We start from the raw sequence: 13161 nt of genomic DNA, 5'->3' as shown, positions 1-13161 counted from the left end.
GGGGTGGGGGCGGTGGTGGCGGTGGCAGTGGCGGGTCAGACGGCACGCCGCCTCCTGGTGACCGCCCACCCGGCCGCGGCGAGCCCGCCGGCCAGGCCCACGACGGCGTACGGCAGCGGCCCGCGGGGGTCCTCGTCGCCCGCCGGGCCGGCCGAGACGGCGACGCCGCCGGCCGGGATCGCCGTCGGCACCGGGACCGCCGGCGCGGCCGGGGCGGGCGTCGCGGTCTCGGCCGGCGTCGGGGTCGGGGTCGGAGTCGGCGTCGGAGTCGGCGTGGGTGTAGGCGTCGGGCTGGGCGACGCGGTGGGACTCGGGCTGTCTGGCGTCTCGGACGGCGCCGGCGTCGAGACAGGGGGCGGCGAGACCCAGTCCGTCGGCGGGGGTCGCTCGCCGGCGGAACGAACCCCGCACACGAACCAGTCGGTGATGTCGCGGAGGTTCCCGCTCGGGTTCGACACGGACAGGCCGGTGAACGGCGGATCGGTGAAGATCTCGTAGTCGGGCCCGCCCCTCACGCCCACGGCGGTGATTCGGTAGCGCTGGTCGCGCACCGTCACACTGAGCCGGGTGCGATCATCGGAGAGCGACACGCGGATCGAGTCGCTGCCGGTGATGTCCGAGCCGCCCACGTCGCCGCAGCCCGCGCGGGCGTCCGTCCCGGCCGCATCGTCGGTGGCCGCGGCCAGGACGGCCAGCAGCAGCGCTGCGGCAGCCGTAGCCGGCAGCACTCGCAGTCCCTGCACGACGCCCCCCGACGTAGTGTTGCCCGGCCGCCGGCGACGGCACGGTCCCCAGTGTTATAGCGCGAAAGGCCTGAATTGTCAGCAGGTGCCCAGCATCTCCTGCAATGCCGCCTTCTCGGCGCTGGTGACGGTGAGGTCCCAGTCGTACTTCACGTCGGTCCAGTGCCGCGCGTAGTAGCACCACCAGTCGCGGTTCGGCGGCTTCCACTCCGACGGGTCGCTGTCACCCTTGGAGCTGTTGCTGGACGCGGTGACGGCGATCAGCTGGCCGCGGGCGAGGTCGTTGGCGAAGTCCTCGCGCCGCTCCTCGCTCCACTCGCCGGCGCCGGACCGCCAGGCGTTGGCCAGCGGCACCATGTGGTCGACGGAGACGTCGCCCGGCTCCTCGACCCAGACCTGGTCGTAGACGCTGTACCAGCGTCCCGCTGTCGGATAGCAGTCCGCGCCGGTGGTGACGCCGGAGCCGTCCCGGACCAGCACCATCTCGCGGGTGTTGCAGCTGCCCTCGGCCGGGCTCCAGTGCGGGAACCGGTCGCGGGAGTAGCCGTCGCTCGATCCAGGTGCGGCCACGGTGAGCTCGGCGAGCTGGCCGGCCGACTCCGCCGGCGACGGCGGATCCGGCGGGTAGGCGTTGGCGGGGCTGGCCGGCGCGAACGCGAGGATGACGGCGGTTGTCAGGGCGAGGACGAGGCGCACGAGGGCCGGATGGGACATGACCGTTACCTTTCAGGTAGCTCGCTGTTGTCCATCGTGTCAAGAATGTCCGGTCAATGCTGCGGATCGTCGACGACGAGGTGCCGGTCGAGTGAACACCCGGCCGGCCGGTAGCAGAGGTCGACGGCCCTGCCTTGCCAGAACCCCGGCCCAGTCGGACAATCCCGGGCGTGTCGTGCGGATGGAATCATCGTCCGTTACGCGGGGGGCCAGCGTTGGCTCGCGCTCCTCCGTGTCCAGTCGGCTGCTGCATAGGTGCCAGTCGTTCTGGAAGGAGGAGAGCACGCTATGCGACTACGTCTCCACGTGGCGGTCGTCACGACCGCATTGGCCCTGCTTGCCATGACGTTACCGGCCGCAGCCGATCACGCCTCTCGAGAAATGACCAAGAACATCCATGCCCTCGGGCACAGTGAACACATCGCCTCGTTCTTCGGTGTCGACACGGCTGTACGCCAGATCAGCTCCGACATCGCGTTCTGGGGTGACATCGCCTTTCACGGCAACTACGACGGGTTCCGGGTCGTGGACATCTCCGCGCCCGGCAACCCCAAGCTGATCCACCACCAGCGCTGCAACGGCGACCAGGGTGACGTCTTCGTCTGGGAGAACATCCTGGTCAGGTCATGGAACTCGCCCGCACCTGCGGGCCGGTTCTGCGACGGCGAACCGGTACCTGTCGGTTTCGAGGGCCTGCACATCTTCGATGTCAGCGACCTGTCCGACCCGGATCTCATCGGGTCGGTCACGCTCGACTGCGGCTCGCACACCACGACCGGCGCGCTCGACGCGGACAACAACCGCCTGATCGTCTACAGCAACGTGTCGAGCGGCTGCGTGAAGGGCGGCGTCGCACTGGGTAACGCGATCGACGTCGTCGGGGTACCGCTCGACGACCCGGGCAGCGCCAGTGTGGTCAACCAGGTGCCGATCGTCGGTGGCTCGCTCGGCACGAACAACGGCTGCCACGACGCCGGGCTGATCCTGGGCGAGGTCAACCTGCTCGCCTGCGCCAGCGGTCACGCGGCCAACGTGTTCAGCGTCGGGGCGCCGAACGGCGGCACGCTCGAGGAGCCGGTGTTCCTCTACAACGTGGAGGAGCAGGACGACCTCGGCAACAAGGTGGGCATCGGCGGCCGTTGGCACTCCGCGGCCTTCACCTGGGACGGCGAGGTGCTCGTGCTGGGGTGGGAGCCCGGCGGCGGCGCGGCCCCAAGATGCCGGGCTCAGGACGCCGACATCTTCAAGAGCATGTTCTTCTACGACGCCGACACCGGCGCGAAGCTGGGCCAGTGGGTCCTGCCCAGGCCGCAGTCGGAGGCGGAGAACTGCACCATTCACAACTACAACATCGTTCCGCTGAAGGACGGACGATACGTCGCGGTGGGCGGCCATTACCAGGCCGGCACCTGGGTCACCGACTTCACCGACCCGGCGAACGCCGAGACCGTCGCCTTCGCCGATCCGCCGCCGCTCCCGCCGGTCACCACACCGGGCGGCATGGTCGTCAACGAGCTCGGCGGCTCGTGGTCGTCCTACTGGTACAACCGCGTCATCTACGAGAGCGAGATCACCAAGGGCCTCAACCTGTACCGGCTCAGCGACAGCGTGACCGCACACGCCGTCAAGCTCGACCACCTGAATCCCCAGACCCAGGAGTTCAGCCTGCCCTAGCCAGCACGATCGCGGGGCCGCGCCCGGTACGCCGGACGCGGCCCCGTCAGTGCGGTACCGGTCAGACCCGGTGTGCTCGCCGTCACGTTGACGCTGGTACAAGCGGTGCTCGACTGATGCGTGTCCACCGAGCGGAACAGCAGGCCGCCGTAAACGGATACGTCGCCTTGCGAGCCGTTACACACGAAGTCCGACAGCGCCACGGGGTTCTCGGCCTCGGAGATGTCCAGCACCCGGAAGCCCCGGCTGTTGCCGGCGTACGCGAGCGTGCCGTCGAAGGCGAGGTCGGAGTTGGTCACGCCCGGCTTCGGGCTGTTGGCGAGCCTATTCGGGGTCGTGGGCCGCGGCCGGTAGGGCTGCGACAGGTGACCGGCAACGAGTGATCCGGTCCACCTGTTGCCGATTCCAGGGTCGGGGAGTAGGCACGAACGCGACCCGTTCCATTCCACGCCGGGCCAGCTGTTCGGGGAGCCAGAACCCGTCAGGGACAGAGACAGCTGATGCGAGGAGGCCGGCGGATGACACATCCATCGCGCCAGAGAAGAGCCACCCGCGCCGCCCTCACCTGCACGGCTGCGCTGTTACTCGTCACCGGGTTCAGCGCGGCGAGCGGACAAGGCGTACCGGCGCCCGACGGCTCGCCGGACGACCACGCCCACGACCAGCACGGGCCGAGCTCCGGCCACCTGCCCGGCTCGGTGGAGAACGTCGAGCTGCTCAGCTCGATCAAACTGACCGCTCACGAGGGCGACATCTCCGACGTCTCGGCACTACAGACCGCGGACGGCCGGTGGTTCGCCTACGTCGGCGACTGGGCCGCACACTGCGAGACCGGTGGCGTCCACGTCGTGGACTTCACCGATCCGGAGAAGCCCCACCGGGCCGGGTTCCTGAACAGCCCCGGCTTCGGCTATGTCACCGAAGGCGTGCAGGCGCTGCACGTCGAGACGTCCGAGTTCAGCGGCGACCTGCTCGTCATCAGCAACGAGTGGTGCCGGACCAGCCCGAACCCGGCGAACATGCCCGGCGGCATCACCCTCTGGGACATCACCGAACCCACCGACCCGCAGCTGCTCGTCCAGGCGTTCGGCGACTTCGACATCCACGGCAACCGGGCCAACGAGTCACACAGCGCGATCGCCTGGAACACCGCCGCCGGCAACGCCTACGTAGCGGCCATCGACAACGAGGAGGTCGACGACGTCGACCTGTACGACATCACCGACCCGCGCAACCCGGTGCTCATCGCCGAGACCCGGCTGCCGGGCGTGCACGTCGACGGTTACGGGCAGGAGAAGACCTCGCACGATTTCGACGTGCTCCAGTTCCCCGACGGCACCTGGCACCTCATGGTGTCGGACTGGGACGCCGGCTGGATCGACGTCGAAGTCACCGACCCGGCCGTCCCGGTCATCGTCGGCGACTTCGACTACGCCGAGTGTGACCAGGTCGTGCCAACAGCGTGCCCGCCGGAGGGCAACGCGCACCAGGGTGAGTGGAACAGCGACGCCAGCGTGTTCGTCGGCACCGATGAGGACCTCAGCCCGTTCCGGACGCCGATCACCGTGCTCGACGGGCCATTGGCGGGCCAGAGGATCGACGCCGGCGAGTTCGGCTGGACCAAGCCGGTCGCGACATTCCCGGACGGGAAGGTCAACGGCCCCACGATCTTCGGAGGCTACGGCTGCCCCGGCGATCCCGTCCCACCGGTATCGGCGCTCGGGCCCCTCGGCCCGGACGAGGAAGCGATCGTCATGTTCCAGCGCGGTCCGGTGAATGATCCCAACGACCCCAGGAACGCGTGCTTCTTCTCCGACAAGGTTCGCTCGGGTGAGGAGGCAGGATACGACGTGGTGATCGTGGCCAACCACCACACCGGCGCACAAGGGGGCGAGACCCCGGCCGCCTTCTTCTGCGGTGGCCAGGGAAGCCCGGTGCTCGGCACCGCGGCCGGCCTGTGCGTGGGTCACGAGTTCATGCACGAGGCCTTCGGGCGTACGCCGGACTACACCCTTCCGTATCCGCTGGGTGACCCCGGCGACCTCGAGCCGGACTTCGGTGACCTCGGTCCCCGGGTGTCGGCCCAGGCCGAGTTCGACGGGTGGGGCTACGCACGGGTGGTCGACACGTCGAACCCGGCCGCGCCCACCGAGATCGCCCAGATCACCATTCCCGAAACGGACGACCCGGCGTTCGCCACGGGCTTCGGTGACCTCGCTGTCCACGAGGTCGAGGTGCCGCGTGGCGACCCGAACGAAGGTGGCCCGAACGTGGACGACGACCTGCTCGCGTACTTCGCCTGGTACTCAGGCGGGTTCCGGGTGGTCGACATCAGCGACCCGGCCAACCCGGCCGAACTCGGCCACTACATCGACGAGGACGGCAACAACTTCTGGGGCGTCGCCCTCGCCACCGACCAGAACGGTGACCGCATCGTCCTGGCCAGCGACCGCGACTACGGACTGTTCATCTTCCGCTACACCGGCCCACTACCCGAGTGATCAGTTCCGCCGGGGACGACGGGGTGGGGCGCACGCGCCCCACCCTGTCCCCTGGGCTCAGTCAGCGGCACCAGCATGCCGAATGCTCACATCTCGTCTCGTCCGAGGTGGGCGGCGCATCTGCGGATTCTCGAGCATGCTCCAGCCGCCGCCGGCCGGATCGGTTTCCACTCATCCGTCGCCGTCACCCCCAGCCGACTTGTCGATCCGGACCGCGTCCCCCAGGTTCGAGTTGCCCTCCAGGAACGACAGGCTGGAGATCTCGTTGGCGCGCCGGCCGGTGTACTCCAGGATGTACAGCCCGTTCCGGACGTCCACGACGTAGATCAGCCCGTCCTCGACGATCGGGAAGCTCCACATCACCACCTTGTTCGTGCCCATGGACAGGGCTGGATCCTCATTGGCCACGGCCTGCAGCGGCGTGGGCGAGAGCCAGCCGACCTGGGTCATCTGGCCGGGGTCCTCGATGTCAATCACCTGGAACCCTCCGGAGTGCCAGGTGACCAGGGCGAGGTTCCTGGTCAGCGTGGGATTGTGGGAGGCGTAGCTGGCCCGCTCCTGGTCGGGCCGGCTGGGAGGCGGACAGGAGTTCTCCGGAAGCTTGTACTCGCCCAGCACCTGCGGCCGCGCGGGCCGGGCCACCTGAAGGGCTCGAGCCCAGCCCCACGGGCAGCCGAAGCCCGCGCTGGTGAACGTCCCGTAGACCTCGTCGGTGACGAAGGAGAAGGGCCGGCCCGGGAAGGGCACCGCGGAGTGCCCCGGATTGGGGTTCTCCCACGTCGGGCGATTCTCCACCGGCGTCAGAAGGTTGTCGTTCAGGTCGAGGACCTCACCGGGGGCATACCTACCCTCGGCCACGTCGGTCGTGTCCAGGATCAGGAAGAACCCGGACAGGTACGCCAGGTGCGTCTGCGTGCCGTCGACGGTCGGGGTCATCGAGTGCAGGGCGACGTTGGGCAGCACGGGGAACTGGTCGTTCCAGGTCCCCTGGGCCACCAGCGTCGGCGAACCGCCTTCCGGCACGGCGCTGATGTCGGCGATCAGCAGGTTCGAGTTCACCGGATTCCGGTTCCCGGTCGGGGTAGAGATCCACAGCAGGCCCCGGTCGGGGTCGTCCGGGTCCTCCCACAGGTAGAACTCGTGGGGCGTTCGGATCACGCCGTTGGCCTGACGAGGCACCCACTCGGAGAGGAAGGTGGGGTTGGCCGGGTCCGAGAGGTCGAAGAACCGGAACGTCGGGACCACGCCCGCCGCCACACAGGAGTGAATCACTGTGGAGCATTGGAAGGACTCCACGATGAGCAGCTCCTTGCCCGGCCACACCCGCAGCTCCCTGGTCGTCTCGCCGACATTGCCCGCAAACGGGGGCTCGATCTCCTCGACGACCCGGGGGTCCGAGGGATCGGAGGCGTTGACGACCAGGATTCCCGGGTGGACGTGGGGACAGGAGTCGAGATCGACCTCCCGACGCGGATCACCCGGCCCGCACCGGCTGGACCCGTCGGTCCGGTTCCCTACGTACACGAAGTCCTCGAACACAGCCAGCGCCGCGTTCATCCCGCGGTCGAACAGCGGGTCGTGCCCGACAAGGTCCACGTTGGACGACGTACCCGGCGTTCCCCCTCCCGGCCCCTCCTGCCGCTCCTGAGCGAAGGACGACCCTCCGCTGAGCGTGGCGGCCACCAGAGCCGCCACGACGGCGTTCACACGAATGCGCATGGCTTCCTCCTTACTCACATCTCGCCCAGGTACGCCGCCCGCATCTGCGGATCATCGAGCAGCTCACGTGCGCTGCCGGCCAGCACGATCGCACCGGTCTGGAGCACGTAGCCGCGATCGGCGATCGACAACGCCATGTTGGCGTTCTGTTCGACGACGAGGATGGTGGTGCCCTGCTGGTTGACCTGCCGGATGATCTCGAAGTTCTGCTCGACCAGCACCGGCGCCAGGCCCATCGACGGCTCGTCCATCAGCAGCACCTTCGGGCGGGCCATCAGCGCGCGGGCCACGGCGACCATCTGCTGCTCGCCGCCCGACAGTGTGCCGGCGCGCTGGTCGATCCGGTCGGCCATCCGCGGGAACAGGGTGAATACCCGGTCCAGGTCCGCCGCGATCTCGGCGCGGTCCATGCGCAGGTAGCAGCCGAGCTCGAGGTTCTCCCGCACGGTCATGCGCTGGAACAGGCGGCGGTTCTCCGGGACCATCGACAGGCCCAGCGCGACCAGGCGTTGTGTCGGAAGGCCGTTCACCCGCTGGCCGTCGAACACGACGTCGCCGTGAGTCGGCACGACATAACCGAGGATGGTCTTCAACGTCGTGGTCTTGCCGCTGGCATTGCCGCCGAGCAGACAGACGATCTCGCCCGGCTGGATCTGCAGGCTCACCTCGCGCAGCACCTGGATCGGTCCATAGTGGGCGCTGACCCGTCGCAGCTCGAGAACCGGCCGGGTCGTCATGCCGTCGCCTTCCGTCCCAGGTAGGCCTCGATCACCCGCTCGTCGCGGGCGACCTCGCGGTACGGCCCTTCGGCGATCTTCTGGCCGTGGTCGAGCACGACCACCCGCTCGGAGACACCCTTGACGACACGCATGTCGTGCTCGATCAATGCCACCGGTACCCCGGTCTCGTCGCGTATCCGCCGGATCAGCTCGGTGAGCTCCTGGGTCTCCCGCGGATTCATGCCCGCGGTCGGCTCGTCGAGGAACAGCAGCTTCGGCTCGGCCGCCATGGCCCGGGCGATCTCCAAGCGGCGCCGGTTGGCGTAGGAGAGCGACCGCGCCGGCGTGTCGAAGCGCCATCCCACGAGCCGGGTCCCGAAGAACGCCAGTGCTTCCTCCGCGCGCCGGCGGGTATCGGCCTCCTCCCGCCGGAACGACGGCGTCCGCAGAATCGCGCCGACGACCCCGGCCCGGGTACGGCAGTGCCGCGCCACCATGACGTTCTCACGCACGGTCATCTCGGGGAACAGCCGCACGTTCTGGAACGTCCGCGCGATGCCGAGCTGGATGATCTGGCTCGGCCGCAGGCCGACGATGTTCGTCCCGTCGAATGTGATCGTGCCGTCGTCCGGGCTGATCATCCCTGTGACGATGTTGAACACGGTGGTCTTGCCGGCGCCGTTGGGCCCGATGATGCTGACGACTTCGCCGTCGGCGACATCGAGATCGAGTTCGGTGATCGCCCGCACGCCGCCGAAGACCTTCGTGAGGCCGCGGATCTCCAGGAGCGCCATGGTGGGTTCCCTACTCTGTCTCTTTCGCACGCAGCCAGGCGTCCTGCTGGAGCTCCTGTTCGTGCAGCTCGGTCACGCGCCTGGTGTTGGGGATGAAGCCCTCCGGTCGCCGTACCATCATGAAGATCAACAATGCGCCGTAGAGGAGGAACCGGTACTCCTCGAACTCGCGCAGGATCTCCGGCAGGCCGACGAGGATCAGCGCGCCGACGACGACGCCGGGCACGCTGGCGATGCCGCCGACGATGATGAGCACCAGCACCGTGATCGACACGATCACCTCGAAGCTGTGCGGGAAGACCGACCCGACCTTGGCCGCGAACAGCGCACCGCCGAAGCCGGCCAGTATGGCGCCGATGACGAACGCCCACAGCTTGGCGGCGACGATGTTCACCCCCATGGTCTCCGCCACCAACTCGTCCTCGCGCATCGCCATCCATGCCCGGCCGATCCTGGAGTCCTGGAGGGCGTAGGAGATGTAGGCGGCGAGCAGGACGAAGGTGAAGACCACGTAGAAGAACAGCCGCGGTTGTGCACCACCGGCCTCGACGCCTGGAGCCAGCGGCACGTCGCCGACCCTGATGATGCCCTGCGCGCCACCGAAGATCGGCTTGAGCCAGTCGGACAGGAACAGCAGCCGAGCGATCTCGCCGAATCCCAGCGTGACGATCGCGAGGTAGTCCCCTCGCATGCGCAGCACCGGCGTGCCGACGAGAAGGCCGGCCACGGCGGCCGCCAGCACCACGAACGGGATGGCAGCCCAGAAGATCCACCCCACCCCGAGGCTCGACTGCGGCGACGTGAGCACCGCCGCCGTGTAGGCGCCGACAGCGAAGAACGCGACGTAACCGAGGTCCAGCAGGCCCGCGAAGCCGACGACGATGTTCAGACCCAGCGCCATCAGCAGGAAGATGCCCGCGAAGTTCAGGACGTCACTCAGGAACGGCCCCAGCACCTGCGGCAGCAGGCCGAGCAGGAGCAACGCCACGGCCAGGGTGGCGACCCTCACGATGCGCTGCGATCGGTCCGGGAGTCGGCGCACCCGCACTCGAGCTGGGGTCCGGCGCGGTCGCGTGAGCAGCAGGTAGAGCCCGGCACCGACGACGAAGACCACCGCGGCAGCCGGAGCGGTGAGCGCACCGCCCTGGTACAGGGCGTCGGCCAGCGGTGCCGTCCAGATGTTGGTCGTGGACTGAATGCCCCGTAGCACCTGACTGACCAGGCTGGACAGCACACCCATGACGATCAGCCAGACGACGCCTGCGACCACGGCCCGGCGCCACCGATCGGGCAGCAGGTGAAGTGCGCCGCCGAGCGCGCCCAGTGCGGCGTAGACCGCCAGGACGAGTGCGACGCCCGCGCCGACGCCCTGGCCGAAGGTCAGCAGTCGCGGCTCGGTCTCCACCAGATCCGGACGCACGTTGATCAGTACGTCGCGGACGTTCACGGCGTCGATCAGCAGGATGAAGGCCGCCATGACGACCGCGGCCAGGAGGCCGGCAAGCGCACCGCCGGCGGGGTTGCGCCACCCCGGGCGCGGCGCCGCGAAGCCCTGGAGCACGGCCGGCGCCTGCCCGGCGAGTGAGCCGACGATGAGCGGGATCATCAGCACCCACAGCACGCCGAGCGACAGCTCTGCGATGACGTCCCGTTCGGCGAACTCGCTGACCATCCCGTTGGCGGAGACGAACACGGCGACGACCCCGGCGACGAGCCCGAGCGTGACGGCCCGGCGGGCGCTGACCCCCTGCGCGGGCAGCAGGCCGGCCCCGGCGCCCACCGGCGCGTCGGTCGGGACGATCTGGTCGGCCATCGCTACCCGCGCTCCCCGCCCACGCGCTCACCCAGGATGCCCGTCGGCCGGAAGATCAGCACCAGCACGAGCGCGGAGAATGCGACCACGTCCTTGAGCTGGTGGGCGGCGGGGATGTCGAGTCCGGACAACACCAGGCTGGGGCCCAGCGACTCCACGCTGCCGAGGGTCAGGCCGCCCACCATCGCGCCGAGGATGTTCCCGATGCCGCCCAGCACCGCGGACGTGAACGCCTTGATGCCGGGCAGGAAGCCGCTGAAGAAGTTGACGTTCTGGAAGACCAGCCCGAACAGCAGCCCCGCGGCTCCTGCCATGGCGCCACCCACCGCGAACACGCGGGCGATGGTGCGGTCGACGTCGATGCCCATCAGGCGGGCGGTCTCCTGGTCCTCGGCGACCGCGCGCATCGCCCGGCCGGCCCTGGTCTTCTCGATGTAGAAGTAGAGCGCGATCATCATCACCACGGCGGCGACGATCACGAGCAGGTGGACCCGGAGGATCCGGAACCCGCCCACGGATATCGACCCGTCCAGCACGGGTACCGCCGGGTAGGCCTTGACGTCGACCCCGAACAGCGTGGCCACCGTGTACTGCAGGAAGAACGACGCGCCGATGGCCGTGATGAACGGGATCAGCCGTGGTTTCCCACGCAGTGGCCGGTAGGCGATCCGCTCCAGTCCCAGCGCCACCAGCGCGGACATCGTCATGCAGCAGAGGAGGACGACGAAGAGCCCTGCGAACGGCGCGGACCGCCACAGCGCTGTGCCGGAGAGCGCGCTGGACACGTAGTAGCCCGTCATCGCCCCGATCATGAACACCTCGCCGTGCGCGAAGTTGATGAACCGGAGCACGCCGTAGACCATCGAGTAGCCCAGCGCGATCAGGCCGTAGATCGAGCCTTGCGCGATGCCGAACACGATCAGGTCGCGCCATTGCTGGCCGCTCAGCCGCCCGCTGGTGAGGCTGTTGTAGGCGCCGACGACGATGACGACGACGGCGGAGATGCGAACGACCCACAGGAAGCCGTCGACCAGCGGCAGCTGAAGGACCCGCCTGGCGGCAAGCGGACCCTTCGGCGCCAGCGGAGTTTCTGCCATGCGCCTCCCTTGGCCGTCGGGTCACTCGGCGCTGATGCCGAGGGTCACTCCCCGGGCTCGAAGGTGAACAGGACGTTCCCACGGACCTGGTCGATCGTCTGCTGCTCGGCCGTGTTCTGCACGATGTCGATCTTGGGGTCGGCGCAGTCGCCGAACTCGTCGCAGGTGAGCGTCCCGGTCAGCCCCTCGAAGTCCTCGGTCGCATAGAGCTGGTCCATGAGCGCCTGGCGGTCGATCTGCAGCGTGCCGTCATCCTCCTCGACGGCGACCTCCTCGACCGCGTCCATGAGCATGTTCGCCGCGTCGTAGGAGTGTGCGTGGAACGCCTGGATCGGTGCTTCCCCGAACTCCGCCTGGTAGGCCGCTACGAAGTCCTCATAGGCCGACCCGGTGGGGGTCGCCGGACCGGAGAAGTACATGCCTTCGGTCTGCGGGATCACCACGAACGTGTCGGACAGCAGGCCGTCGGCACCCATCATCTTCTGGGTCTCGGCCAGCGCCGGGAAGTCCTTGGCCTGCTGGACGATGAAGTCGGCCTCCGGCTGGAAGATCGGGAAGAACACGATGTCGGGCGTGGCGGCGGCGACCTCAGTCAGCACCGGGCGCATGTCCGTATCGCCCTTGCTGATCGCGGTTGCCAGCACGACCTCGCCGCCCAGCTCGGTGAACGACGTGCCGAACGCGGTGGCCAGGCCCTCGGTGTACGGGTCACCGTCGTGGATGGTAGCCGCACGCTGCGCCCCGAGCTCGGTGAAGGCGAACTCGGCCGCGGCCTGACCTTGCACGACGTCGTTGTGTGACGTGCGGAAATAGCCGGGCTGGTTCGCCGCGCCCTGGGTGCCTTCGAGGTCCGAGGTCAGCGCGGGCGACGTGTTGGATCCGGAGATCGTCGCGATGCCCGTTTCGGCGAGGATCTCCATCGCGGGCACCGCCGCTCCGGAACAGCTCGTGCCGAGAACACCCATGACCTGCGGGTTGGCGACCAGCGCCTGGGCTGCCGTCGTGCCGCCTTCTGCCAAGCAGGCGTCGTCCTCGACCTGCGTCTCGACCGGATGGCCGAGCAGTTCACCGCCCCGGTCGGCGATGGCCAGGTCGATGGCACGCACCTGGTCCACGCCCAGGCTGGCGGTGTCACCGCTGATCGCCTGGATGACGCCGATCATGATGGGGTCATCGGGAGCGACCGTCACCGCCCCCAGCGGGCCCGGGGAGAACTCCTCGGGCGCTGCTTCTTCGTCGTCTGGCGCACACGCCGCCGCTATCAAGGCGATGACACTGATGACGGCGGGCGCAACCAGACTTCTGTGACCACTCATTGGCTCCTCCTCTCGTGGAGCCCCGGCGAGGCCGGACGGGTGGTTCCCGCGGCGACGCCGCGCATACCAGC

Annotated in this window: 11 protein-coding genes; 2 read left to right on the top strand and 9 right to left on the bottom strand. The window is 68.8% G+C overall.

What is annotated here, in order from left to right; translation table 11 throughout:
• Nucleotides 1–35: 35 nt before the first annotated feature.
• Together E1262_RS17965 and E1262_RS17960 are read right to left on the bottom strand one after the other, a co-directional pair.
• Complete coding sequence (locus E1262_RS17965; RefSeq protein ID WP_132104507.1) at nt 36–743, bottom strand: hypothetical protein; 708 nt, start codon at nt 741–743, stop codon at nt 36–38.
• A gap of 78 nt (nt 744–821) precedes the next feature.
• Nucleotides 822–1457: an HNH endonuclease family protein gene (locus E1262_RS17960; RefSeq protein ID WP_132104506.1), complete on the bottom strand. Its 636-nt coding sequence runs from the start codon at nt 1455–1457 to the stop codon at nt 822–824.
• 381 nt (nt 1458–1838) lie between these two features.
• Between E1262_RS17960 and E1262_RS17955 the strand changes: the two genes are divergently transcribed.
• Entirely contained in the window at nt 1839–3131 is a 1293-nt protein-coding gene (locus E1262_RS17955) for an LVIVD repeat-containing protein (protein ID WP_162605968.1), read from the top strand.
• Here the strand turns inward: E1262_RS17955 and E1262_RS17950 are convergent.
• Entirely contained in the window at nt 3128–3430 is a 303-nt protein-coding gene (locus E1262_RS17950) for a hypothetical protein (protein WP_132104504.1), read from the bottom strand. The genes E1262_RS17955 and E1262_RS17950 overlap by 4 nt on opposite strands.
• A gap of 219 nt (nt 3431–3649) precedes the next feature.
• On the opposite strand from E1262_RS17950, the gene E1262_RS17945 reads away from it, so the two are divergent.
• Nucleotides 3650–5632: a hypothetical protein gene (locus tag E1262_RS17945; RefSeq protein WP_162605967.1), complete on the top strand. Its 1983-nt coding sequence runs from the start codon at nt 3650–3652 to the stop codon at nt 5630–5632.
• 171 nt (nt 5633–5803) lie between these two features.
• On the opposite strand, the gene E1262_RS17940 is transcribed toward E1262_RS17945, so the two are convergent.
• Genes E1262_RS17940 through E1262_RS17915 form a run of 6 tightly spaced genes read right to left on the bottom strand, consistent with a single transcriptional unit; the run spans nt 5804 to nt 13090 of the window.
• The gene (locus E1262_RS17940) at nt 5804–7351 is read right to left on the bottom strand and encodes an LVIVD repeat-containing protein (RefSeq protein ID WP_132104502.1); all 1548 of its coding nucleotides are present in this window, start codon (nt 7349–7351) and stop codon (nt 5804–5806) included.
• Between the two features lie 14 nt (nt 7352–7365).
• Nucleotides 7366–8088, bottom strand: coding sequence for an ABC transporter ATP-binding protein (locus E1262_RS17935; RefSeq protein ID WP_132104501.1), 723 nt, complete (start codon nt 8086–8088; stop codon nt 7366–7368).
• A complete protein-coding gene (locus E1262_RS17930; RefSeq protein ID WP_132104500.1) occupies nt 8085–8864 on the bottom strand; it encodes an ABC transporter ATP-binding protein in 780 nt (259 codons plus the stop codon). The genes E1262_RS17935 and E1262_RS17930 overlap by 4 nt, the downstream gene beginning before the upstream one ends.
• 10 nt (nt 8865–8874) lie before the next feature.
• A complete protein-coding gene (locus tag E1262_RS17925; protein ID WP_132104499.1) occupies nt 8875–10677 on the bottom strand; it encodes a branched-chain amino acid ABC transporter permease in 1803 nt (600 codons plus the stop codon).
• A 2-nt stretch (nt 10678–10679) separates the two neighbouring features.
• Nucleotides 10680–11774 carry a branched-chain amino acid ABC transporter permease gene (locus tag E1262_RS17920; protein WP_132104498.1) on the bottom strand — a complete coding sequence of 365 codons (1095 nt, stop codon included), beginning with the start codon at nt 11772–11774 and terminating at the stop codon, nt 10680–10682.
• 44 nt (nt 11775–11818) lie between these two features.
• The gene (locus tag E1262_RS17915; RefSeq protein WP_132104497.1) at nt 11819–13090 is read right to left on the bottom strand and encodes a branched-chain amino acid ABC transporter substrate-binding protein; all 1272 of its coding nucleotides are present in this window, start codon (nt 13088–13090) and stop codon (nt 11819–11821) included.
• Between the last annotated feature and the right edge of the window lie 71 nt (nt 13091–13161).

Source organism: Jiangella aurantiaca (genome assembly GCF_004349105.1).
Lineage (GTDB): Bacteria > Actinomycetota > Actinomycetes > Jiangellales > Jiangellaceae > Jiangella > Jiangella aurantiaca.
This window is presented reverse-complemented; position numbering and strand designations above follow the sequence as displayed.

What these genes read in the sequence shown, in the direction of transcription:
- E1262_RS17960 (WP_132104506.1), bottom strand. Translation starts at nt 1,457, where the DNA reads ATGTCCCATCCGGCCCTCGTGCGCCTCGTCCTCGCCCTGACAACCGCC.
- E1262_RS17955 (WP_162605968.1), top strand. Translation starts at nt 1,839, where the DNA reads ATGACCAAGAACATCCATGCCCTCGGGCACAGTGAACACATCGCCTCG.
- E1262_RS17945 (WP_162605967.1), top strand. Translation starts at nt 3,650, where the DNA reads ATGACACATCCATCGCGCCAGAGAAGAGCCACCCGCGCCGCCCTCACC.
- E1262_RS17940 (WP_132104502.1), bottom strand. Translation starts at nt 7,351, where the DNA reads ATGCGCATTCGTGTGAACGCCGTCGTGGCGGCTCTGGTGGCCGCCACG.
- E1262_RS17935 (WP_132104501.1), bottom strand. Translation starts at nt 8,088, where the DNA reads ATGACGACCCGGCCGGTTCTCGAGCTGCGACGGGTCAGCGCCCACTAT.
- E1262_RS17930 (WP_132104500.1), bottom strand. Translation starts at nt 8,864, where the DNA reads ATGGCGCTCCTGGAGATCCGCGGCCTCACGAAGGTCTTCGGCGGCGTG.
- E1262_RS17925 (WP_132104499.1), bottom strand. Translation starts at nt 10,677, where the DNA reads ATGGCCGACCAGATCGTCCCGACCGACGCGCCGGTGGGCGCCGGGGCC.
- E1262_RS17920 (WP_132104498.1), bottom strand. Translation starts at nt 11,774, where the DNA reads ATGGCAGAAACTCCGCTGGCGCCGAAGGGTCCGCTTGCCGCCAGGCGG.
- E1262_RS17915 (WP_132104497.1), bottom strand. Translation starts at nt 13,090, where the DNA reads ATGAGTGGTCACAGAAGTCTGGTTGCGCCCGCCGTCATCAGTGTCATC.